Origin of the sequence: Marininema halotolerans, assembly GCF_900116235.1 — a bacterium.
Taxonomy (GTDB): domain Bacteria; phylum Bacillota; class Bacilli; order Thermoactinomycetales; family DSM-45169; genus Marininema; species Marininema halotolerans.
In genome coordinates this window covers 64,535-88,443 of record NZ_FPAA01000005.1, presented here as the reverse complement: position 1 = coordinate 88,443, position 23,909 = coordinate 64,535, and the positions used below count along the sequence as shown (strand labels likewise).

The following is a 23,909-nucleotide window of genomic DNA, read 5'->3' as shown; positions in this document are numbered from 1 at the left end:
ACTTCAATAGATAAAAAACAATCGATAGTAAAATGGATAGGATCAACAAACAAATACAAATCCCTTCAACAACAGATACTCCATATCGCTCTATCCATCGTGATGGTTTGTTGAATAGCGATAAAACAACTAACAGCAAAAAAATACCGACAATGAAAATGATTAAATACATCGCTAACCTCCAGAATTAGAGATAACAGATGTTATGAAAGTCCTCATTGAAATAAAAAAGTAAGGGGTATATCAAGTATTTTCGGCTGATCCCCCATAGGGCTGTATCAACACTGTAAGTGCGATGCTCAATTAAACCACCAAGAAATGCATATTCTTTTACACTGCTTCTTGTTGGTTTGTTGGTCAGCGTCCCTGATCCCCCATAACATACAGAATATTGAGTAATCCAATAATGATGGGGAAAGCAATTACTACACCCAAGGTTACAGCCAACCCCAAGTTCCTCCACCATCGTTGTGAGGTTGTAAATTCCTCTACACTTTCCCACTCCTTACGCTTCCAAGCCCATTCACTGCCCTTCGCCCCTAAAATGAATGGGATTACAATCCCCACAATTGGAACAAACACCAGCAACGAGAGATATACTCTGTGATAAAGTCCCCATACAAACGTTAAGAAGAACGCACCCCAATTCCAATTTTTAGCTTCATTTGGTACTTTCCTATCATGATCATTACCATAATCGTTTCTCATGTCGTTTCCTCCAATGAATCATCTAGGTCAATCTTTTATTAACCCCATACAAGGAGTGCTCCCCCGAATAAAGCCATCACAAAGAAAATCAGTCCAATGGAAAAGCGATCATTCATGCAACAAAGCGATAAAAGAAACTCGATCAATGCGATTGAGGCATGATGCTTCTCTTCAAGGAACTTTGGCTTCCATCTCACAATCCAAATAGCATACATACCGATTAAACCGATCACGAGTAGCACAAGACCCATTAATTTGACTTCCCACATCGTCAATCATCCTTCGATGCCTTACTTTTATGCCTCTAATACTTAATTCGATGGCGATTCCAATTTTAGTGTCACTTTCAGAGCGGAAAATAAAATAAATACATTCTGAAATATCAAAATAGATCCCCTGACTTCTGGCTGATCCCTTCAAAAGCCAGAAGGGTTGTTCACCATTCCTCATGTTTTATACGGTAAGCGTACTCATCCTCCACACAGTTTCTTACTAACCACTCCCTAAAAAATCTTATTTGTTATCCATCAATTCCCACCACTCAAGTGCCTAAAAACTTGATAAAACGAACGTAATCAAGCATATCGATCATTTATATACGCGTTAACTTGAAGCCACGTACCAACTACTTACTTAAACACTAAAGCCCAGCAAAACATATGTTTCGCTGGGCTTTAGTGTGATTAATCAAAAAACTCACTAGAGCATATTGACCTTATCATCATGATAAGGTCTAGACTAAAAAATGATCGCGATTGATTTATTATAAAAGGAGTGGGTAATATGAAAATCATTTCATCAGCAGTATCCGTAACGGTTAAAGATGTGAAAGCGTCCAGCATGTTCTTGAAGAAATATTTTTGTTTTACTGAGAAGTGGAGTGCAGAAGGATTTGCCTATCTAACTCATGAAGGAAATACGATCCCCATAGTTTTTTTAGAACAGGGTAATGAAATTCTACCGGAAGGTATTCGCAGACAATTTGTATCGGGTCTTATAATCGCCTTTGTTGTTAAAGATATCGAGGCGGAAGAAAAGCGTTTGAAAAAGGAAGGTGTAGTTATTACTGCGGAATTACAAGAAGACCCTTGGGGAGAACGTCTTTTTCAGGTAACAGACCCAAATGGTGTTACGATTCAGATCGTAGAGTTCGTAGAGCCATCAGACAAAAAATATGCTAATGATGACTGGATAAATGAACGTTAAACTCGTTTCAACCAAGGCTTAACCTTCAGGCAATCAGGTGGAGTAGAATCTCCACCTGATTGATATTCCCATCTCAAATAATAGAGATTTTAGAAAGGTGGTAATCATTGTGTTTAGAATAGGTGAATTTTCAAAGTTGACAAGGGTATCTACACGAATGCTAAGACACTATGATAAATTGGGGCTTTTTTGCCCTGCGGAAATTGACCGATATTCAGGATATCGTCTCTATAGTGCATTTCAAATCCCTTTGTTAAATCGTATTGTCAAGCTTCGTGATATGGGCTTTTCTGTTAATGAGATGATTGAAATCATTGATAAATATGATAATAATGTATTTTTACAATCTGTCCTTAATTCGAAATTAAAGCAAGTTAGAGATAACATTGATGTTGAACACCTCAAACATGATCGACTAACTAAGGCTCTTAATGAACTGAAAGAGGATAACATGAAATATTTAGTCGAATTAAAGAAGTTACCATCAATTAATGTATTATCATTAAAGGATATTATCACCAGTTACAGCAAAGAGGACGAACTGTGGAAACAACTAAATTCTTTTTGCTCCGAACATAATGTCAAAACAAAAGATAACGGCATCTATTCAATATATTATGATGATGAACATAAAGAGAGTGATGTTGAAATTGAAGTTGCTGTTCCTGTAGAAGAAATGCGTGAAGACCAGAACAGGTTTGCTTATAAAGAATTACCGGAAATACCATGCGCAGCAACTATTAAATACACTGGCGCTTACGAAAACATTATGCCTGCAATGACTGCGATTGCGGAATGGATAGAACAAAATAATTTTGAACTCATTGGTTATACAAGAGGTTACGGTATTAAACATCATGAAAATGAAAAAAATCCACATCATTTCGTTACAGAGATACAAATTCCAGTTAAGAAAAAATAAAATCCAACAAGTATTGTGGTTATTGATACGAACACACATTTAACGATTGCTAAAATAGTGTGATTTGTTATCCATCAATCCCCACCACTCAAGTGCTTTCTTCTCCAATTCTTTGATTAATCCATCCTTACCATCCATATAGGCACCGATGTCTGTGGGAAAACGCTTTGCTAGCTCCTTCTTCAACTCTCCATACTGTTCAGCTTCTGTAGGATGATGGATTAAAAAATCGCGGAAAGCGAGATGGCGCTTGATATCTGGATGCCCCTGGGCAAACACATGCAGATGATGCGTCCGTCTATCTCCTCCTTTATTAAAATACCTCCGTCCTGGAATTCCGTATTCCCCCCAGGATTGATAACCAAGTGCCTCTATCTTTTCGACAAGAGCGTCCACCCGTTCAATGTCTCGCACTACAATCAAGATATCCAGTATGGGTTTAGCGGCTAACCTAGGAACCGCTGTGCTCCCAATATGGTGACCCGCTATCCATTCGGAACCAAAGGCGTCTTGAAGTCGATCACGCTCCTTTTGAAAGCGTCCCTCCCATTTAAAATCGTCCTCCACCACTTGCACATTACGCATCGCACTCGCTCCCTTATGTACCTTTATCATTCATCTCTTTTTCATTGTAACTTAATCTTTCATCGTTATTGTAATTCGAAAGTACGAAAAAACACCAACCGACTTAGATCACGGTAGGTGCTTTTAGATGCTTCTTATCCATAAACGGGAGCATTACGTCATCCCGCTTTTCTTTACTTTTCTTTCTTCTCGCAATCACACTGACAACATCCGTATAGGGTTCCTGCTTTATCCGAATCAAGATAGTCAATCACTTCATCACAGGTCTTGCAAACCAGAACCTCCATCGGTCCACCCTCCCTGTAAGCGTTTCCATTAGTATGTGTTATTTATTTTAATGTGTTATACGATTAATGTCAATGGGCTGACTAATGGGCAAATATGGATACCCATTCCCTTCGCCAATGACCCATATAAAAAGGGAATCCCTTAAGGGATTCCCTTTTTATAACATCACTTCTTCATTACACCGTACGTTCTTTCTTACTTCCTATTCCCTTCTCCTTCTTCACCTGTTTCGCAAAGAAGAGCTCGTACATAACAGGGATAATAATCAGCGTTAAGAGCGTAGAGGTGGTTAGCCCACCGATCACCACTACGGCAAGGCCCTTGGAGATTAAAGTGCCTGTCGATGTACTCAAGGCGAGTGGGATCAATGCAGCAATCGTAGCAAACGCCGTCATCAGAATCGGGCGGAGACGGGTTTTCCCAGCTTCCATCAAGGATTCATGAATGGTCATCCCTCGGGCTTGGTTTTGTCCCACACGATCCACCATCACGATGGCATTTGTCGTCACAATACCGATCAGCATCAAGACACCAATCATGGCACTAATGGAGAGCGGTTCCCCCGTCAAATAAAGGCCAAGAATGCCTCCTACTGGCACAAAAATGAGGGAGGATAGAATGATAAAGGGAATCCGTGCTTTCCCAAAGGTAACCAGCATCGTTAAGTAGACAAGACCGATCGCCACCAACATGGCTAGCCCCAAGTCTTTAAACGTATCGGTCGTCTCCTCACTTCCACTTCCTGCATCGAGTGAGACTCCCTTGGGTAGGTCTACCTTCCTTTTTATATCACTGATTACATTTTGGGATGCTTGTTGGACGTTCTTCCCTTCCACTTGCCCTGTTACACGGGCATATACATTGCCATCCAATTTTTGAATTGCAGTCACGCGATCAACGGCTTCTACGTTAGCAATTTTGGATAGCTTGATCATCCCACTTTTACTTGGAACTTCAATGTTAGCCAAATCAGAGCGCGTGTTTGGGGTTTTATCATAGGTTAATTTTACGTCACGCTCTTTCCCGGAAAGCTTCATATCCTCGATAGTAATGGGGTGTGTTCGGTCAGAAATGAGTCCCATCACTGTCGCGCCAGAAACTCCGGCATCGGAGGCTTTTTTCGAATCGATCTGAACTACCCATTGCCGCTGCTTATCTTGCAAGTTGTTGGTCACATTTTTCATATCATCGCGGTCATTCATCAATTTTTCTACATCCGCAGCAGCTGTTTGCAATTTGTCCGTATCATTGGAGTAAAGATCAATATCCACATTCGTATTGGTTGGAGGACCACCTGATTGCAATTCCTGCAGCGAGACAATCCCCTTTGGTGATTCGCTATGAACAATGCGGTTCATTTCTTTTTCCAATACCTTGATCTCGTGATTGACATCCGCATCCTCTTTGAGGGTGATAAAGTAATTAGCTTGGTTTTTCCTATCCAGTCCCGTTTGGAAATCTTGGCTACCGACACCCGTTGAGACCGCCTCAATGCTATTCTGTTTTGCTAACGCCTTTTCAATATCCAAGGAGACGTTATTGGTTTTTTCAAGGTCAGTTGCTGCTGGTAATTCTACCTTTCCGATCACCGTTTTCTGTGTCTCGTCCGGTAAGAAAGTAAAGCCGAGGCTTGGAATCAAGGCCATCGTTCCTACTAAGATCAGGATAGAAAGAGCGATTACCCAGCCCTTATGATCCAAGGAAGTACGTATGACCTTTGCATAATTCTTCTGCAGCCAGGTCTCTTTTTTCTCCTCTTTCACCTTGGTGAAGGAGAAACGACCTAAGATCGGCACGATGGTGACTGCCACTAACAATGAAGCGAGTAATGCAGCGACCACTGTCAAGGCAAAGGGTTGGAAGAACTCACCGGTAATTCCCCCCACGAAACCTAATGGAAGGAAAACAACGGCTGTTGTCAGAGTGGACGAGACGATCGCCTTTAATACCTCGCGAGTCGACTGTGCCACAATTTCCGTGCGATCGGCTTCCCCATCTCTTTGTCTGATGCGCCGGAATATATTTTCGATGACCACAATGGAGTCATCTACCACACGCCCTACAGCAACTGCCATTCCTCCTAATGTCATGATGTTTAGGGTAATACCCTGTTGGTTAAGGAAGATGGCAGACATGAGCAGGGACAAGGGAATGGATATGATCGCGATGATGGTCGCCCGGATATTCCGTAAGAAAAGTAAGACGGCCAAGGAAGCGAATAGGGCACCAAATAACCCTTCCCGAATGAGCGTATTGACCGAATCGGTAATCCCTTCAGCTTGTTCAAAGCCAATCTCATACGTTACACGATCCTTGTACTCACCGAGCACCTTCATCACTTGTTCAGCAGTCGATACCGTATTGGCATCTTGCTTTTTGGTGATAGCAACCGAAAGCGCATCCTTTTGATTAAAGCGGGTATACTCCTCCCGATCTTTTATCACTTTCACGTCAGCAATATCATCTAATTTAACGGAGGTCGGTGAAGGGGTAATCGCCCCAACGCTAGGCATCCCAAGTTGACCGCCACCTGGGGCTCCACTTTTTGCACTGGGTGCACCACTGGGACTTTGCCCACCCGATGATAAATCGATTTTTAGGTTTTTCAAGTCGGACAGGGTCTCAATTTTCTCTTCCACACGGACAGGAATGTTTAATTGATTCGCGGTAACTTCTCCAGCAGGCATGGAGAATCCCTTTGCTTCGATCGCATCCTTTACTTGATTAAGAGAGACTCCTTTTTTCATGGCCTTCTCTTGATCTAAGGTAACTTGAACCTTTTCCTCTGTCGAACCACCTGCAGAGACCCCATTTACACCTGGGATTTTCTCTAACTTCGGTTGGATCTCATCCTTAAAGATCTTTTCTGCATCATTGCCGTTTTTCCCATAAAGAGCAATGTTATAGATGGGGATCGATCCAAAGGAGAATCGATTCACCTCGGTCGTTGCATCTTTTGGTAAGTCTGCTTTTTGGATCAAGGTATTGATCTGTCGTTCCACATCATCCATATCCGTATCGAAGGGAAACTCCAGATTAATCACAGCCGTACTATCAAAGGAGGTACTGTTGATTTTACGAACTCCTTCTAACTTCTCCAGTTCCTTCTCTAACGGAGTCGTAATCTGATCATCCATATCCTGAGGAGGAGTACCTGGGTCCGTTGCTTGCACACTGATCTGGGGAAACTCCACATCGGGAAGCATATCGACCTTTAATTCTTGAAAGGAAAAAACACCTGCTACGATGAGTAACGTAGCTAATATGCCAATCGCGATTGGGTTTTTCAAACTAAATCGTGTCAAAAAGTTCATCTCTTGTCTCCTTTCGCACTGTTCCTATCTCTACTTTAATGGAAGCGCCTCATAAAGCACTCCGCCTTCAGGCGGATTCGATCATCCTACGAAAGCCGGAATCTCACCCATCTGATAGGGTTCCCTGCCATAATTTATCGATGACAAGCTTTTCAACTCCATCATATCGAAAAAACCCTTGCCAAAGGGACATGTCACAAAAAAATAAAAGATGATTCCTTTATGGTCATTGCCATTAGCACCCTGTAGATTTATCTGTCTTGGGTAATATGTAGAGGGACTCATCAAGTTTCCTGTTTGATCGCCCTTGAGCAAGAGGGCTTTTGTCGATGCCTTTAACCAAAATAAACTCCCCGAATCGGGGAGTTTATTTTACATCTTCTTTTCTTATGCGCTAAATTGCTCTTCTTCGGTAGACCCTTTAAGAGCGGTTGTCGAAGAAGTACCGCCTGTGATCGCCATGGAGACCGAGTCAAAGTAACCTGTACCTACTTCGCGTTGGTGGCGAGTTGCAGAGTACCCATGAACTTCATTGGAGAATTCTTTTTCTTGAAGTTCAGAGTAAGCAGCCATTCCACGATCTTTGTAGCCAAGAGCCAGTTCAAACATGCTGTTGTTGAGTGCGTGGAAACCAGCCAACGTAACGAATTGGAACTTGTAACCCATTTCACCGAGCTCATGTTGGAACTTCGCAATGGTCTCATCATCCAACTTCTTCTTCCAGTTGAAGGAAGGAGAGCAGTTGTAAGCGAGCATTTTACCTGGGAACTTCGCATGGATCGCTTCAGCAAAGCGGCGTGCTTCTTCCAAATCCGGGGTCGAAGTTTCACACCAGATGAGATCCGCATAAGGTGCATATGCCAAACCACGTGCAATCGCGGTATCAAGACCTGATTTTTGACGGTAGAATCCTTCTGCTGTCCGCTCGCCAGTCAAGAATTCGTGATCACGCTCATCGATATCGCTGGTGATTAGTTCAGCAGCATTCGCATCCGTACGAGCGATCAAGAGTGTCGGTGTTCCCATCACGTCAGCGGCAAGGCGAGCAGAGATGAGGTTACGAACGGCTTGAGCCGTTGGGATCAATACTTTCCCACCAAGATGACCACATTTCTTCTCAGAAGCCAGCTGATCTTCAAAATGCACACCTGCAGCCCCTGCTTCGATCATGCCTTTCATCAGCTCAAACACGTTGAGGGGTCCACCGAAACCTGCTTCTGCATCGGCAACAATCGGGGCGAACCAATCACGCTTGGCACCACCCTCAGCATGTTCGATTTGGTCTGCACGTTGGAGTGCTTGGTTAATCCGTTTGACAACGTGAGGTACGCTATTCGCAGGGTAGAGACTTTGGTCAGGATACATTTGACCGGAGAGGTTTGCATCCGCAGCAACTTGCCAGCCAGAAAGGTAGATCGCTTTTAATCCTGCTTTTACTTGTTGTACCGCTTGGTTCCCCGTCAAGGCACCCAACGCATGCACATGATGCTCTTCATGGAGGGAATCCCACAGGCGTTTTGCTCCCCGATCTGCCAGTGTGTATTCGATGGGGAAAGAACCACGTAATTTGATGACTTCTTCTGCTGTGTAGCCACGTTCAATCCCTTTCCAACGTGGGTTCGTTTCCCACTCTTTCTGTAGTTGTGTAGCTTCTTGTTGAATTGTCATTTGATCTCTCTCCTTATCAATGTTGCGCATTCATTGCGCAATAATTTATTAAAATTGGATGATTCGCTCTCTTAGTGACGCTTTCAACTAGGCTCTCAGACGCTCATAGCCTGGTAGCGTTAAGAACTCAACAAACTCATCGGCCAAGGTCAGTTCTACGAATAGCTCCTTTGCCTCCGTAAACCGTCCCTTGGCAAAGGTTTCTTCCCCGAGACGATCCTTGGTAGAAGTTAATTCTTCCTCCACTGTGGAAAGGAATAGATCCTTGGTTACATCGCGGCCATCATCCAATATTCCTTTGGGATGGCGAATCCATTGCCAAACCTGCGCGCGAGATATTTCCGCCGTCGCTGCATCCTCCATCAGGTGATTAATCCCGACAGCACCATATCCACGTAGCCAGGCTTCGATGTATTGAATCCCAACACTGATGTTGTCACGTAGCCCCTGTTCAGTAATGGTACCTTCAGGTACTCGGCACAAATCTTCAGCGGTAACTTCCACATCGCCCCGCTTTTTGTCAATTTGGTTAGGGTGAATCATATGTTTATCAAAGATCTCTTTCGCAACAGGTACAAGCGCCGGGTGAGCTACCCAGGTTCCATCATGACCATCCAGAGCTTCCCGCTCCTTATCCGCCCGTACCTTATTCAGTGCTTCTTCATTGGCTTTCTCATCGCCCTTCACAGGAATCTGAGCTGCCATTCCGCCAATACACGGTGCGTTCCGTTTATGACACGTTTTCACGGCCAAAAGGGTATACGCTCTCATGAAGGGCACTGTCATCGTCACTTGGGAACGGTCTGGCATAATCACTTCCGGACGATTGCGAAGACGCTTAATGTAACTAAAGATGTAATCCCAACGTCCACAGTTGAGTCCTGCAGAGTGTTCTTTCAATTCAAAGAGAATTTCGTTCATTTCAAAGGAGGCCATAATCGTTTCAATTAGTACCGTCGCTTTGATCGTCCCCCGAGCAATCTTCAATTCGTCTTGGGCGAAGTTGAAAACGTCGTTCCAAAGACGCGCTTCTAAGTGACTTTCCAGCTTCGGAAGGTAAAAATAAGGGCCCGAACCTTTATGGAGCAAGGTCTTCGCGTTATGGAAGAAATAAAGGCCAAAATCAAACAATCCAGCTGGTACCGGCTTTCCATCCACTTCAACATGCTTTTCATCTAAATGCCATCCCCGCGGACGAATCAAGAGAACCGCCGGAGTCTTTTTTAATTCATATCGCTTCCCGTTGGGAGCAGTAAAATCGATTTGCCGATTCACAGCATCTCGCATATTAATTTGTCCTTGGATGCTATTCGCCCAGGTTGGCGAGTTGGCATCTTCAAAGTCGGCCATAAAAATCTTCGCTCCGGAATTTAGAGCGTTAATGACCATTTTGCGATCGGACGTGGGTCCAGTAATCTCCACACGACGATCCTGCAGATCATAAGGGAGATCAGCAATGTGCCAGGAACTGTTGCGGATTTCTGCTGTTTCCGGGAGAAAATCGGGTCCCTTGCCTGCATCAATCTCTAACTGTCGCTGCTTACGCTTTTCAAGTAACTCCTCCCTGCGTCCACCAAAGCGGCGAACCAATTCGGCAACAAAAGTCATCGCCTCAGGGGTGAGGATGTCAGCAAATTCCTTGGTTACTTCCCCTTTAACATTCACATGAGCGGGATAAGAGGGTGTTTGCGTGCTCACGGGTGCTTTCACTCCCTCGAAATAGGTCATTTGGTGTCGTTCTGTTTAAGTACAGAACGCCTTCGTTGTTATGTATTATATAACAGTGTAATTCGAATTGACAAGACTTTTTTTCAATTCAGAGGATATCGTCAGATATCCCGCTAGGCATAAGGTGATATCTGCTGTTTTACTGCTTAGGAAAGCCTCGTTTATCTGCTTTATCCCACCCTTTTCATCGTTTGTGAGCATAAAAAATCTCTCTGTGTTAATACAGCTTCTCTAAAAGTAAAAGGATGCTATTCTACTATGATCGTGTTTCACTAACCGTTTTGAATGAAACTACCCACCCAATGTGTCATTCACTCAGTCCCATTTCTTGAACTAAAATTAACTTCTCATTAAAGTAAACAATGGTATACTAAGTTTAATTATTTTTAAAACTCCTCAGCTTCAAATTATCATTATCGATTCTGTATCCTATTTAAGCTTCCATAATGTGAAATTGAATAATTTTTCAAATCTGTCCTCAAATAATTTAGAGGGACATTGTTTTTTACCATCCTCGCCTATGGCAAGCCTCTTGTGCTCCCACATCCACCATCCAACTTATAGATAATCAACACGCCTGATATGAGTACGTTATCTATCACAAAGGAGTCTACCATGACTGAACTATTTTCCATTGTGATCATCACGATTTTGGCAACGATTAGTCCTGGCCCAGATTTTGCTATGATTACGCGCAATAGCTACCTGTATGGTAGATCGTCTGGATTGGTTGCAGCCTTGGGAATTAGCTTAGGAGTACAAGTTCATGTGTTCTATACCATCTTTGGAATTGGTCTGATCATTTCCCAGTCCATCATTTTGTTTTCTGTGATCAAAATGGTGGGGGCGCTGTATCTCATCTATATTGGTTTAAAAGCCTTCTTCAACCGTAAAGATCTACCCACCCACATCCAAGGTGGACAGGATTCCCTTTCCACCTTCTCTTCCTTAAAAACAGGCTTCTTAACCAATGCACTTAACCCCAAAACCACTCTTTTTGTCGTCAGTACCTTCACTCAAGCCGTCAATACACATACCCCTTTAGCAATCCAGGTTAGTTATGGGTTGTTTATGTCCATCATCCATTTCCTTTGGTTTGGGTTGGTTGCACTGTTTTTTTCTCAAGAGAATATTCGTATGAAAATCATGTCCTACCAAAAGATAGCCGATCGCTGTATAGGATCCATCTTGATGATGCTAGGCATCTCTTTACTGTTTGTAAATGGAACGAAGTAATGGAGCAGGCATATAAAAACACGGAAGGTCTCCTCTAGAGGAGACCTTCCGTGTTTTTAACCACTAAATCGCTAGGAAAGCTATTTCCTTATTTCTGTTGTTTTCCTTGGATATACGCCCACTTTAACGTATATTCTGGACCAATCGGCAGACGATACAATTGTTTTACATAGGGTTTTTGTACATAGGCTTGGGACTCATAAAATAGAGGAACTACACCCGATTCATCCATCACAATTTTTTCTGCTTTCACCAGATCTTCATTCCGTTGCTTTAGATCGGTGGTCACCTTTGATTTTTCAATCAAACGATCAAAATTGGAGTTACTCCAACGACCAATATTAATGCGGCTTTGGGAATGACCAATCTCTAGGAAGCTCATCGGATCATTGTAACGACCGACCCAACGCACCAAGGAAAGGTTAAACATTCCGCGTTGTTCTGCCTCTAACTTTTGACGTACTGCCCTAGGATTGATACTTACTTCAATTCCTAAGTTATTTTTCCACTGTTCTTGTAGGAACAAAGCAATTTTCTTACGATCATCATCATTCACACTTAATTGCAAGGTCGGTGGGGATGTAATTCCTAGCTCTCTCATCCCTTGATCCATCATTCGCTTAGCTTCTGTCACATCGAACTTCGTCAGATTTCCTGCATCTTGGCGAAATGGCTTCCCATATGCATCATCAATATCATCCGGTACCATCCCTTGGGCGGGACGTGATCCATTTTTTAATACGCCTTTGACCAACTCTTCCCGATCGATGGCAAGGCTGAGCGCTTTTCGTACTTTCTCGTTTTGGAAGAATTGCATGCGATTGTTATAGACCAACAAGAAAGTAGCTCCTCGGTCGACAGAAAGGTATTCATTTCCACTTTTAAACGCTTTCACAAGATTATCTGAAAGTGGGGATAAATCTGTTTTTCCTGTTGTGTACTCATTCATCGCATCAACGGCGTCATTTACAATCTTGACGTTTACTTTATCAAGACGAACCGTCTTGGCATCCCAGTAATTTGAGTTCTTCTTGTATTGATATCCCTGTTCATGATGCCACTTCGAAAGAACAAATGGACCGTTGTACACCATCGTATTTTTGCCACTACCATATTTTCTACCATTTTTTTCGACAATGTCTTGTCGTTGCGGTAGGTAGGCAGCCGATGCCAGCATACTGAGGAAATAGGGCGTTGGATAAGTTAGCTTGACCTCTAAGGTACGATCATCCAATGCTTTCACGCCCAAGGTTGTTTCAGGAAGTTGACCTGTATAATAGGCTTGAGCATTTTCAATCGGGAAAAGGATTACTGCCGATTCGAGTTTCAATCTAGGATTGAGGGCTCTTTTCCAGGCATAGACAAAATCCTGCGCCCGCACGGGCTTTCCATCGCTCCACTTCGCTTCTTTGCGAATTTTAAAGGTATAAAGCTTCTTATCTTGACTCACCTTTGGCATTGCTTCTGCCATCGCTGGCTGGGGTTTGTTATCCTTGTCCAGCCTTATCAAGCCCTCCATCACATTGTTTAATACCGTAAAGGAATCACCATCCATCGCCATGGAGCTATCCAATGTTGGTGGATCCGCATCGGTGGTCATGCGAAGAACTTGCTTTTCTTCTGTGGAGTGCGTCGCTTGTTTCTTCTCACCCCACCCGAAGGCGTCCATACCACACCCTGACAGCATAGCTGTCACCGTTGCCATTACAACCGTTAGAACGACTCCTTTTTTAAACATGATCGTCCCCCCTTAAGATGAACGGAACCGTTGATAAGTTCAGTCAGTCATAAAATTTAAGCTAACAGAATATTAGCGAGAAAATACCCTTTTAATTATAGTGCAAGCACACTCTGTGGAAAAGAGTAGGTGGATCAGATTTTTTCCCATCATATTATGGAAATTCTCATTCTGAGCAGGTTTTAGGATAAAAAACCGTATCCCCACTGGATATGGTATAGTATGGCTGAAATCCTGAAGATAAGGAGGGCAGCCATGCTCCCACACCCACGGTTCATTCTCCTATGGGTTATTCTATTGGGTGGATTGATCCCACTGATCACCATGGGAAATGGAAATCATAACAATGCACATTCCTCCACTGAACTCACGGTACTTGCGGCTGCTAGTATGACCGAAGCGGTCAGCAAACTTGCATCCATCTATGAAAAAAAACATCCAGACATCAGGATCCTCCCCACCTATGCTTCCTCAGGCGCCTTACAAAAACAGATCGAAGCAGGCGCACCTGGCGATCTTTTTCTCTCTGCGGGTGAGAAGGAGATGTCACAACTTGTACAAGCCCATCTAATTCATCAACAATTACATAAGCCCTTGCTTTCCAATCAGTTGGTTCTTATCGTGCCAGCGACAAACACGAAGGTGGATCAATTTGCTGATTTAAAGCACCCCACCGTTAAACAAATTATCATTGGACAACCTACCACCGTGCCAGCAGGTCGGTATGCAAAGCAAACCCTCGATACCCTTCACCTGACTACTTCGATCCACGGAAAACTGATCTATGCTGGCGATGTACGACAAGTGTTTGCCAGTGTACAGACTGGCAACGCCGATGCAGGTCTTGTCTATCGATCAGACACGCGCAAGAAAAAGAACATTCGCATCGTGGATACCGCGCCAGCTGAGAGCCATGAACCGATCCGTTATCCAATTGGCGTCCTCTCTCATACCAAGCACCCCAAAGAAGCCCAAGCGTTTTATAATTGGCTTCAGGGAGAGACCGCACTGGGGGTATTCCATCAAGCTGGATTTCAAATCCGAGGGGCATCGATCTCCCCATGATTCCTTCATACTGGTCGCCAATCCTTACTTCATTGGAAGTAGCAACCCTTGCCAGCATCTTCGCTTTTATACTCGCTCTAGGATTTGCCTGGTGGCTTACCCATCGACCATTTCATGGCAAAGTGATCGTAGAAACCCTGTTTCTCCTTCCCTTGGTTTTACCTCCCTCTGTGGTAGGCTTAGGGTTATTAATCGTCGGGGGAAGACGGAGTCCATTTGGTCAAGGGTTTGAGTATCTTTTCCATCAACCCCTGGTTTTTTCATTCCCTGCTGCTGTCCTTGCGGCAATGGTCGTTGCCTTCCCCCTTGTCTATCAGACATTAAAAATCGGCTTCGCTCGTGTTGATAACGACCTAGAGGATGCTGCCCGCACAATGGGAGCCAAAGAAGCCCAAGTGTTCATTTATGTCACCATTCCCTTAGCATGGCCCGCTTTGGTCACTGCATTGTCACTCGGCTTTGCCCGAGCTCTTGGTGAATTTGGTGCAACCATGATGTTCGCAGGCAATATCCCTGGCAAAACACAAACCATCCCTACTGCTATCTATCTAGCCGTTGAAACAGGGGATACGAAAATGGCGATCCTTTGGTCACTCTTTGCGATTGGGTTTTCTTTTTTATTACTGAGTATAAGTCGTTTTCTCTATCGCTAAGGTTACTTATTTCTCTTCCTCCCTCGAACAAATGGATTCGATTCGTTAAAGACACTGGGTACAATCATGCAAGAAAGGACTACGGTTAACTTTCGAGGATCTTCGCCTTTATGCTATAATCTGAAAGGGTATAATGACTGAACGATTATCTATCGTGAATGGAAAGGGTGTTACTCATGGAACAAATGGATGCCAATCAAATTATCGAGTTCATCCAAAAAAGCGAAAAGAAAACGCCAGTAAAGGTCCATCTCAAAGGAGACCTTTCAGGAATTGAATTCGGAAGCGAAATTCAATCCTTTATTACAGGAAACGTAGGTGTCCTTTTTGGTGATTGGAAAGTAATCCAACCCCTGTTGGATACCCATAAAGAGCAAATTGAAGATGTTGTCGTGGAAAATGACCGCCGAAACTCCGCTATCCCTCTCCTCGATATGAAAAACATTACGGCTCGTATCGAACCCGGTGCAATGATCCGGGAGCAAGTGGAAATTGGCAAAAACGCAGTCATTATGATGGGGGCCTCTATTAACATTGGTGCCGTCATCGGTGATGGCACGATGATTGATATGAACGTCGTCGTTGGCGGACGTGGTACCATCGGTAAAAACTGCCATATCGGTGCGGGGAGTGTCATTGCTGGTGTGATTGAACCACCTTCAGCAAAACCAGTCGTCATTGAAGACGATGTGGTTATCGGTGCGAATGCCGTCATTCTCGAAGGCGTCACCGTGCATCAAGGAGCCGTTGTTGCCGCCGGTGCCATCGTAGTGGATGATGTGCCAGCAAATAGTGTTGTCGCAGGTACACCCGCTAAAGTGATTAAGCAAATTGACGAGAAAACACGCTCCAAAACAGAGATTAAACATGAATTACGCCAGCTGTAATAAAATCATAAGATGGTGAAGAGAGAATGGGCCGTAGCGATACGGTCCTTCTTTTTCAATCGATGATCCCTTGGATTAATCCACTACCGAATTAATAAGGAGGGCGCATGATGAACGACAAATGGGCTACTTTGGATAAGACATACCTCTTACCAACGTATCATCGTTTGCCAATCGCTATTGCCAAAGCAACGGGAAATACGCTAGTGGATACGGAAGGGAAAAGCTATCTGGATCTATTTAGCGGACTCGCTGTCAATATTTTAGGCCACTCCCATCCCAAAATTTTAAAGACGCTTCACGAACAAGCCGAACACTTTCTTCATATCTCAAATAAATTCCTCAATCCACCCGCGATCACGCTTGCCAAGCGATTGGTTGAGAACAGTATTCCTGGCAAAGTCTTTTTTACCAACTCGGGGGCGGAAGCCACCGAATCCCTCGTCAAGCTTGTCCACAAATGGTCTCAATCACAGGGAGAGGGACGGCGAGGCTTTATCGTGATGAAACGAAGTTTTCATGGTCGAACCTTGGGAGCCGTCCGTCTAACGCGACAAGCTCATATTTATCAGGACTTCCCCCAACCCGATATCCCTGTCTATGAAGTCGATCCTGAGGATGTCGATGGGCTCCGTTATTGGTGTGAACATGAACGCCCGGCGGCAATCCTTGCTGAACCGATTCTCGGAGCCGGTGGTGTACAACCTTTACCGATTGAGACTCTTCGCGAAATGGAAAGGCTTTGTCGTACGCATGGGATACTTTTATGTATGGATGAAATCCAAACAGGAATCGGGCGAACCGGAAAGTTATTCGCATATCAACATGCTGAAATCGAACCCGATCTCATTTTGTTTGCCAAAGGAGTCGGAGGCGGACTCCCTCTGGGAGGCATGATCGCAAGACACCCTCTATCTGAAGTATTCCAACCGGGTGACCATGGGACCACCTTTGCTCCTTCTCCGCTATCTGCCGCCCTAGGCAATGCTGTTCTTGAAGTGCTGTTGGATGATGGAGGCATTGAAATGGGGCAACGACATGCTGAACACCTATGGAATGGCTTGCATCATTTAAAAGAGAAGCATCCCCAAGTCATCACTTCGATCAGCGGAAAAGGCATGATGATCGGTATTCGCACGGGACTTTCCGCCCAAACGTGTACAGCGCTTCAACAGCAATTGATGCTCAAGGGATACCTCATTGATATCGCCCAGCAAACGGTGATACGCCTTCTACCTCCACTCACCCTTTCTACCAAGGAAACGGATGCATTTATTAGCGAACTGGATGCCCTCTTTACTCAAACGACAACGGATTAATTCGTTGTCTTCAACCGATCCATCCTTAAAATCCTGACCTGTTCCTTTGCAAAGGAGGAAAACTATGAGCACAAGCAACCTTCACTCGATGATCGAAGTACGACGTCACCTCCATCAGATACCTGAATTGGGTTTTCAAGAATGGAAGACCCAACGCTATCTCTTAGATTTTATCGCCCGTCTCCCCCAAGATTACTTGGAGGTAAAGACATGGCGTACGGGTATTTTGGTTCGTGTACAAGGAACAGTAGGAAAGAGAACCTTAGGTTGGCGTGCCGATATGGACGGACTTCCTTTGACGGAAGAAACCTCCTATGACTTTTCCTCCAGACACCCTGGTCAGATGCATGCCTGTGGTCACGATATGCATATGGCGATCGGTCTAGGAATACTCTCCCACTTTGCCAACAATCCTGTGAAGGATCATCTTCTTTTTATCTTCCAACCTGCGGAAGAGGGCCCTGGTGGCGCCGAGCCGATGCTGGCAACTGACGAATTTACGAGATGGAAACCCGATCAACTCTTCGGTCTTCATATCGGGCCGGACTATCCCGTGGGAACCATTGCGACAAGACCGGGCATTCTCTTTGCCAATACCTCTGAGCTTTTTATTGACCTTGTAGGCACATCCGGACATGCCTCCCTGCCCCATCGTGCCAATGATATGGTGATCACAGCTTCGCAATTGGCGATGCAGTTACAGACCATTGTCTCGCGCAATATCGATCCGTTAGACTCCGCAATTTTAACGCTTGGGAAAGTAACCATTGGCACCAAGCAAAACATTATTCCCGGCTCTGCCCGTCTAGAAGGAACGATCCGTACCCTCTCCATCGACGTCATGGACAAAATCAAAGAGAGAGTCTCCTCTCTCGTCCATGGCATCGAAATCGGCTTTCAATGCAAAGCGAGCATCGATTGGGGAGCCAACTATTGTCAGGTTACCAACAATGAAGCCCTAACTCGATCCTTTATGGACTGGGCGGGTTCCAAAGGAAACGTTGAAGTCATCGAATGTCGTGAGGCCATGGCTGGAGAAGACTTTGGTTATTTTCTAAAGGAGATTCCCGGCTTTATGTTTTGGCTGGGTGTAGATACCCCCTATGGTCTTCATCATCCCCAGCTCGAACCCGACGAAGAAGCCATTCCGATTGCGATTCGATTAATGATTAAGTACCTTGAAACGCAGGCTCAATGACCTAAACAATCCACTACATACAAGTGTACAAGAAAATTTTCTAGCATAAAGAATACGGACAAAACAAGCTTTCTTGTTCAAGAAGTTAATAATAACCGACGATTCGTTTGCAGAAGGATCAAATTCACCGATGTAAACGCGAAAAGAAACTGTGCACAAAAGAAATAAACAACTTTCCCTAAACAGAAGAACCCACCCAACTTATCAGGTGGGTTCTTCCTTTTTTAAAAGCGAACCATTCATGCATACCCTTTTACACTGGTTAAAAGGGCAGAAAGTACTATATCCGCCGTTAAAATGCACGGATATTTCTTGGAGATTTCCCTACCTCAATCGTTTTAAAAACCTTTAGATCCCTCGTCCGAAAAACCGACACGGTATCGCTGCCCATGTTGGTTACATATCCCCGCAGTCCGTTATCCAGTAACTCCACAGCAAAGGGCTTTCTCCCGACCGGAACATAGCGCACACGAAGAGTATCCAATTGGACAACAGCCACAGACCTCCCCCGAAACAGCGTGACATAAAGCAACTTTCCATCACTCGATGTTGCTAGATTAGTAGGATTTGGCCCGACTCGAACGGTATTACTGACCGTATTATCAGCCGTTCGAATAATGGAGACAGTGACGCCCCCTCGATTGGTAACATAGGCTTGTGAGCGGTCTTGTGATAGCGCAATAATGCGTGGTCTTCTTCCAACTCGCAACGTTTTAATCGTTGTATTCGTGTTTAAATCGACAACGGATACCGTGTTACTTCGCTCATTGGTTGAATACAAGATTTGTCCATCATCTGTAATCTCCGTGACTAAAGGTCCTCGACCCACCCTAATTCGATCAACCACACGGTTACTTAACGTGTTGAGAACGGAAATATAGTTACTACCATGGATGGTGATATAAGCCAAATTCTTCTCTCCGAAAAACTCCACATTTCTCGGCCGGGGTCCTACTACTACCGTTTTGATGACTTTAAAATTATCTGGGTCGATAATGGAAATGGTTCGATCTCTAAAATTGGTTACGTAACCGAATCCCTCTCTTGAAAACTTAATATTATTGGGGCCTCGTCCTACTCTGATATGGGTGACGATCTGATTATTTATCGCTCGCAGGACGGAAACCGTTCTCCCCCCCATATTGCAAACAAAAATATACTGTCCATCTGGAGATAAGCGAATATTGGCCGGGCTCGGTCCCACTCTCACCGTTTTTATCACCCGATTGGTCAGGAGACTAATAATCGAGAGCTTATTGCTGCCGGCATTACTCACATATAATTTACTACCCATACCCAATTACCCCACACTCCTACCAAAATTGATTTCTAACACTCTATTCGCTACCGCAGACAAGTGTTCAAATCAAAAGGGTAAGCGTGTACCTATTTTTAGTTTCGATTGATAGGAAAGAGGAATAAGCTCTAAACCAACATTCGCTCAAAAAAGCATTGCAGCCACCGGAGCTCAGGGCGAGTCCCTCCCAGAGGTTTGTTCCCCCCTCCCTACCACCCTCTCTCTAGTTGTGTAGTCCTTTACACTCAGATGTTTATCGATTAACTTTATCCCTCAATAAGAAGAACCCCCTCAAATAAACAATAACTTTTGTCTATCTGAGGGGGATGCACCCAATTATATGATTTTTCTTTTCTACTCTTTAGAGAAAGGAAAACTAGAGCTTGAAACCTTTGGTAAGGAAGCGGCTAGTTTTTTTAATTCCTTTTCGGAGACATTTCCACTAATCCATATGAGAGAATCTCCCTCGCGGTAATAGAGAATGGGATTCCCTTTTGTTCCTAGGAATAGATAGTGTTTACCCATGTTGAGAATAGAGTCCCGTTTGGGATCCTTGGGAGAAAAATTTTCCAACGGGAACTGCAGTTGAGGCTTTCCATTCAGTTTATGATCGAGAGGGGGAATGGGAAACTTCCCTATGGTTATAACGTGCTTTTCATTAGCAATGGCCCATATAACCTTTTTATCGTTGTCGTCTATAGAAAATTTTCCTGAAACAAATTCTTTGAAAGGCAAAGCTAGGCCTTTTGAATCTTTTTCCATTTCTCCAATGGTGACATCCAGAACACCATTTATTGCCCAATAACGTTTTTCTTTTCGATCGTTGTCGGGATCTGTGGAAAAGAGAAAATAGTCGGTAACAGTACAGGAAGGCACCTTTACAGCAGTAACCCCTTGATTACCATAGGTAACACTGTATAGTACGTTTTTCTTCTTGGCTTGAACCACTTTTTTATTCGATAATTTATATTTAACTTGATGTATTACAGCTTCTTCCGGTGTCTTACTTTGCTTAAAAGGAGCGTCATTTACTTCAAACTCTTTAACGCTTATTACATCATTTGATTGCTTTTTTTCATTTGAATCCTTTATTTGCACCTTATTTAATTCATCATTATAACACCCACATAAGATCACAAGTGAAAATACAACATATATATATCGAATTGGATATCTCATAACTTTTTATCTTTGAATACATAAGCATCTCTTCGAGGAAGATAAACGTTTAGATATTTCTCCTTCGTCTTCTTACACCGGTCTGTCAAGTAATAGAGTTCACCCTTCCAGCTTTCTCTCATAGATCCATAGTCTGCCCAACCTTTATAACCAGGATCTATGTAAACTTCCATAGTATCAGATTTTGACACGGTAACTGAATTGGAAATCTTTCCTCCAGATGTAATTTTTGCTCCTACTTCATAGGCAACAGCTTTTATCTGACCACCGACTTCCACTTGTGAACTAAATTCCGTGCCTTGTGTTTTTGTTGTCGTTATTGTAGATGCGAATTTCATTGTTTTGTGACCATAATTGTAACCAACTTTACCATAAGTAATTTTTGAAAAAGCATATTTGGTCTTTGAAGCATTATATTCCCATCCACCAGGACAAGCCGGTGCACGTTCAGGATCATCAATTTCTACTACTGTATGATTGGGACTACCATTGCCCAACTCTACTGAGCCAGACTGCTCAGGGTTTTGAACCTTTTCAAATCCCTTTTCGTCCTTTATATAGTACCCCACTACCTCTCCGTAGTTATCACCAACAACCATCTCCTGGCTATCAGTAGGGGCCTCAGCATCGTGACCACTGTAATATACACCACTTGCAGGGTAATTCAACATGGAGTCCCTTTTAAGATAAAATTCAGCTTTGCCATTCTCTCCATCTACGAATTTATCTATATCGCGCCAGATACAATCACTATGACCAAAACCCAAATCTGATTTCAACTCTACTTCGCAACTTCCTACATAATCATCCTCGTTAGTAGAATCATCCTCCCACAATTCAAAATTAACATATCGATCCTGTTCAGAAATATTAGCATCACGAATCCCTGACACCGTTATGGAAGCTTCAAAGTCTCCCCCTGTAATCTGAACTACTTTACTATTTTCATAAAAAGTGGCATCTGCCCCCGCAGAAACCCATTCACCCCCATCTGCGTATGCTGGCGAAATTGTCAATGAAGATACAGTTAAAATAGATACTAAAGTAACTGCTATTTTTCCAAACGATTTCATCTAACCACTTCTCCATCCTAATATTATTATGTATTTTTCACATAAATACTACTATACCAAATTTATACTTACAGTCAAGAATTTATTTTTCAGTGAATTATGTTGTACAGTTTTTTCAATAGGATTAGATAGGGGTTCGATAGAGAAGTCTCTCTGTTCCAACCTATTTACATGCGTTCTGTATGATTCACCCTCCTCTGATTCCATCCACCTCCACCCTCCTCCGTCGCCGTCTTTCGGTCATGGCAAGACTTGCAGAGGGGCTTGTACTAAGGTATGTCTTCCTATTGGCAACTACATGTTTACTACATCTTTTAATCGTATGAATGAAAAATACACCCACAATGTCACCACCTAATGTTCGTGGGTGAATTGTGGGTGCATTATTCCTGAACAAACAATTACCTTGAAAGGCATGGTTTATCCAATACTACCTTCCATTTCAAACTTGATCAACCGGTTCATTTCAACGGCATACTCCATCGGAAGCTCTTTGGTGAAGGGTTCAATGAAGCCCATCACGATCATCTGGGTCGCTTCCTCTTCCGATAGACCGCGGCTCATGAGATAGAACAGTTGCTCCTCAGAGACCTTTGATACCGTTGCTTCGTGTTCTAACACGATATCGTCGGTTTTGATTTCGTTATAAGGAATCGTATCCGAAGTGGACTGGTCATCAAGAATGAGGGTATCACACTCAATTTTCGCTTTGGATCCTGTTGCTTTTTTACCGAAACTTTGCAGTCCGCGATAGGTGACTTTCCCACCTTGTTTGGAGATGGACTTCGACACGATTGTTGACGTACAGTTTGGCGCAAGTGCCGTCACCTTTGCACCTGCATCCTGGTGCTGACCTTTACCTGCAACAGCAATGGAGAGGACATCCGCTTTAGCGCCTTCCCCTTTCATGATGACAGCAGGGTACTTCATCGTTAGCTTGGAACCAATGTTACCATCCACCCATTCCATGTGAGCACCCTTCTCAGCAACTGCACGCTTCGTTACTAAGTTGTAAACATTTGGTGCCCAGTTTTGAATGGTGGTATAACGGCAACGTGCATGGTCCTTCACGATGATTTCCACAACGGCGCTGTGAAGGGAGTTCGTGCTATAAATCGGAGCGGTACATCCTTCAACGTAGTGAACGAAGGATTCTTCATCTGCGATGATTAGCGTCCGTTCAAACTGACCCATGTTCTCCGAATTAATGCGGAAGTAGGCTTGTAGTGGGACCTCACACTTCACCCCTTTCGGGATGTAAATGAAACTACCACCACTCCATACCGCACTGTTGAGTGCTGCAAATTTGTTATCCGTAGCAGGTACTACCGTACCAAAGTACTCTTTTACCAGCTCCGGATACTCCTTCACTGCCGTATCGGTATCGCAGAAGATCACACCGAGATCCTCTAATTCCTTTTGCATGTTGTGGTATACCACTTCCGATTCATACTGAGCGGATACCCCGGCAAGGAATTTTTGCTCTGCCTCTGGAATCCCTAATTTCTCAAAGGTTTGCTTGATCTCATCAGGTACTTCATCCCAACTACGTCCTTGACGCTCAGAGGGTTTCACGTAGTACGTGATGTCATCAAAATTGAGTTCATCCAGTTTACCAGGCAGAATCGAAAACCACTTCGAGTTTTCACTTGTTGGCATGGGCATTTTATAAAATTGTTCCAGGGATTTCAGACGGAAATCCAACATCCACTGGGGTTCATCCTTCATTCGAGAAATCTCTTCCACAATTTCACGTGTCAATCCCCGCTTGGAACGGAAAACAGAGACGTCTTTATCGTGGAAACCATATTGATAATCCGACATATCGGGCATTTGTTTGGCCAC

20 protein-coding genes are annotated in these 23,909 nt (G+C 43.8%); 8 read left to right on the top strand and 12 right to left on the bottom strand.

Annotated elements, in window-relative coordinates; all coding sequences use genetic code 11:
* Positions 1–357 precede the first annotated feature (357 nt).
* The gene (locus CHX35_RS07795; RefSeq protein WP_091836330.1) at positions 358–708 is read right to left on the bottom strand and encodes a DUF2628 domain-containing protein; all 351 of its coding nucleotides are present in this window, start codon (positions 706–708) and stop codon (positions 358–360) included.
* 38 nt (positions 709–746) lie between these two features.
* Positions 747–977: a hypothetical protein gene (locus CHX35_RS07790; protein ID WP_091836328.1), complete on the bottom strand. Its 231-nt coding sequence runs from the start codon at positions 975–977 to the stop codon at positions 747–749.
* A 514-nt stretch (positions 978–1,491) separates the two neighbouring features.
* On the opposite strand from CHX35_RS07790, the gene CHX35_RS07785 reads away from it, so the two are divergent.
* Both CHX35_RS07785 and CHX35_RS07780 read left to right on the top strand, forming a co-directional pair.
* On the top strand, positions 1,492–1,914 hold the full coding sequence (locus CHX35_RS07785; protein ID WP_091836326.1) for a VOC family protein: 423 nt from the start codon (positions 1,492–1,494) through the stop codon (positions 1,912–1,914).
* Positions 1,915–2,023: 109 nt separating this feature from the next.
* Positions 2,024–2,836: a MerR family transcriptional regulator gene (locus CHX35_RS07780; protein WP_091836324.1), complete on the top strand. Its 813-nt coding sequence runs from the start codon at positions 2,024–2,026 to the stop codon at positions 2,834–2,836.
* A gap of 39 nt (positions 2,837–2,875) precedes the next feature.
* On the opposite strand, the gene CHX35_RS07775 is transcribed toward CHX35_RS07780, so the two are convergent.
* From CHX35_RS07775 to aceB, 5 genes are all read right to left on the bottom strand, one after another.
* A complete protein-coding gene (locus CHX35_RS07775; RefSeq protein WP_091836322.1) occupies positions 2,876–3,421 on the bottom strand; it encodes a GrpB family protein in 546 nt (181 codons plus the stop codon).
* A gap of 173 nt (positions 3,422–3,594) precedes the next feature.
* Positions 3,595–3,708: a GapA-binding peptide SR1P gene (locus tag CHX35_RS17255; protein WP_140413573.1), complete on the bottom strand. Its 114-nt coding sequence runs from the start codon at positions 3,706–3,708 to the stop codon at positions 3,595–3,597.
* A 177-nt stretch (positions 3,709–3,885) separates the two neighbouring features.
* The gene (locus tag CHX35_RS07770) at positions 3,886–7,023 is read right to left on the bottom strand and encodes an efflux RND transporter permease subunit (protein WP_091836321.1); all 3,138 of its coding nucleotides are present in this window, start codon (positions 7,021–7,023) and stop codon (positions 3,886–3,888) included.
* Positions 7,024–7,410: 387 nt separating this feature from the next.
* Positions 7,411–8,691 (bottom strand): isocitrate lyase, encoded by a 1,281-nt coding sequence (gene aceA, locus CHX35_RS07760; protein WP_091836317.1) that lies wholly within the window; start codon positions 8,689–8,691, stop codon positions 7,411–7,413.
* Between the two features lie 87 nt (positions 8,692–8,778).
* Positions 8,779–10,389, bottom strand: a complete 1,611-nt coding sequence (gene aceB, locus CHX35_RS07755; RefSeq protein ID WP_245838697.1) for a malate synthase A — start codon at positions 10,387–10,389, stop codon at positions 8,779–8,781.
* A 645-nt stretch (positions 10,390–11,034) separates the two neighbouring features.
* Here aceB and CHX35_RS07750 point away from each other — a divergent pair.
* Positions 11,035–11,655, top strand: a complete 621-nt coding sequence (locus CHX35_RS07750) for a LysE family translocator (RefSeq protein ID WP_091836313.1) — start codon at positions 11,035–11,037, stop codon at positions 11,653–11,655.
* Positions 11,656–11,743: 88 nt separating this feature from the next.
* Here the strand turns inward: CHX35_RS07750 and CHX35_RS07745 are convergent, their stop codons facing one another.
* Entirely contained in the window at positions 11,744–13,393 is a 1,650-nt protein-coding gene (locus CHX35_RS07745) for a peptide ABC transporter substrate-binding protein (protein ID WP_091836311.1), read from the bottom strand.
* Between the two features lie 255 nt (positions 13,394–13,648).
* Here CHX35_RS07745 and modA point away from each other — a divergent pair, with 255 nt between their 5' ends.
* From modA to CHX35_RS07720, 5 genes are all read left to right on the top strand, one after another.
* Complete coding sequence (modA, locus tag CHX35_RS07740) at positions 13,649–14,458, top strand: molybdate ABC transporter substrate-binding protein (RefSeq protein WP_176391964.1); 810 nt, start codon at positions 13,649–13,651, stop codon at positions 14,456–14,458.
* Entirely contained in the window at positions 14,455–15,111 is a 657-nt protein-coding gene (gene modB, locus CHX35_RS07735) for a molybdate ABC transporter permease subunit (protein ID WP_091836307.1), read from the top strand. The genes modA and modB overlap by 4 nt, the downstream gene beginning before the upstream one ends.
* Before the next feature lie 176 nt (positions 15,112–15,287).
* Entirely contained in the window at positions 15,288–15,998 is a 711-nt protein-coding gene (gene dapD, locus CHX35_RS07730; RefSeq protein ID WP_091836305.1) for a 2,3,4,5-tetrahydropyridine-2,6-dicarboxylate N-acetyltransferase, read from the top strand.
* A gap of 107 nt (positions 15,999–16,105) precedes the next feature.
* On the top strand, positions 16,106–17,317 hold the full coding sequence (locus tag CHX35_RS07725; protein WP_091836303.1) for an aspartate aminotransferase family protein: 1,212 nt from the start codon (positions 16,106–16,108) through the stop codon (positions 17,315–17,317).
* 64 nt (positions 17,318–17,381) lie between these two features.
* A complete protein-coding gene (locus CHX35_RS07720) occupies positions 17,382–18,515 on the top strand; it encodes an N-acetyldiaminopimelate deacetylase (protein ID WP_091836302.1) in 1,134 nt (377 codons plus the stop codon).
* Between the two features lie 292 nt (positions 18,516–18,807).
* Here CHX35_RS07720 and CHX35_RS17485 read toward each other — a convergent pair whose 3' ends face one another.
* The 4 genes from CHX35_RS17485 to sufB form a co-directional block, all read right to left on the bottom strand.
* Entirely contained in the window at positions 18,808–19,809 is a 1,002-nt protein-coding gene (locus tag CHX35_RS17485) for a beta-propeller fold lactonase family protein (protein ID WP_176391963.1), read from the bottom strand.
* Positions 19,810–20,166: 357 nt separating this feature from the next.
* On the bottom strand, positions 20,167–20,910 hold the full coding sequence (locus CHX35_RS07710; protein WP_140413572.1) for a hypothetical protein: 744 nt from the start codon (positions 20,908–20,910) through the stop codon (positions 20,167–20,169).
* Positions 20,911–20,987: 77 nt separating this feature from the next.
* Positions 20,988–22,064, bottom strand: coding sequence for a hypothetical protein (locus CHX35_RS07705; RefSeq protein ID WP_091836296.1), 1,077 nt, complete (start codon positions 22,062–22,064; stop codon positions 20,988–20,990).
* A gap of 420 nt (positions 22,065–22,484) precedes the next feature.
* Positions 22,485–23,909 carry a Fe-S cluster assembly protein SufB gene (sufB, locus tag CHX35_RS07700; RefSeq protein WP_091836294.1) on the bottom strand — a complete coding sequence of 475 codons (1,425 nt, stop codon included), beginning with the start codon at positions 23,907–23,909 and terminating at the stop codon, positions 22,485–22,487.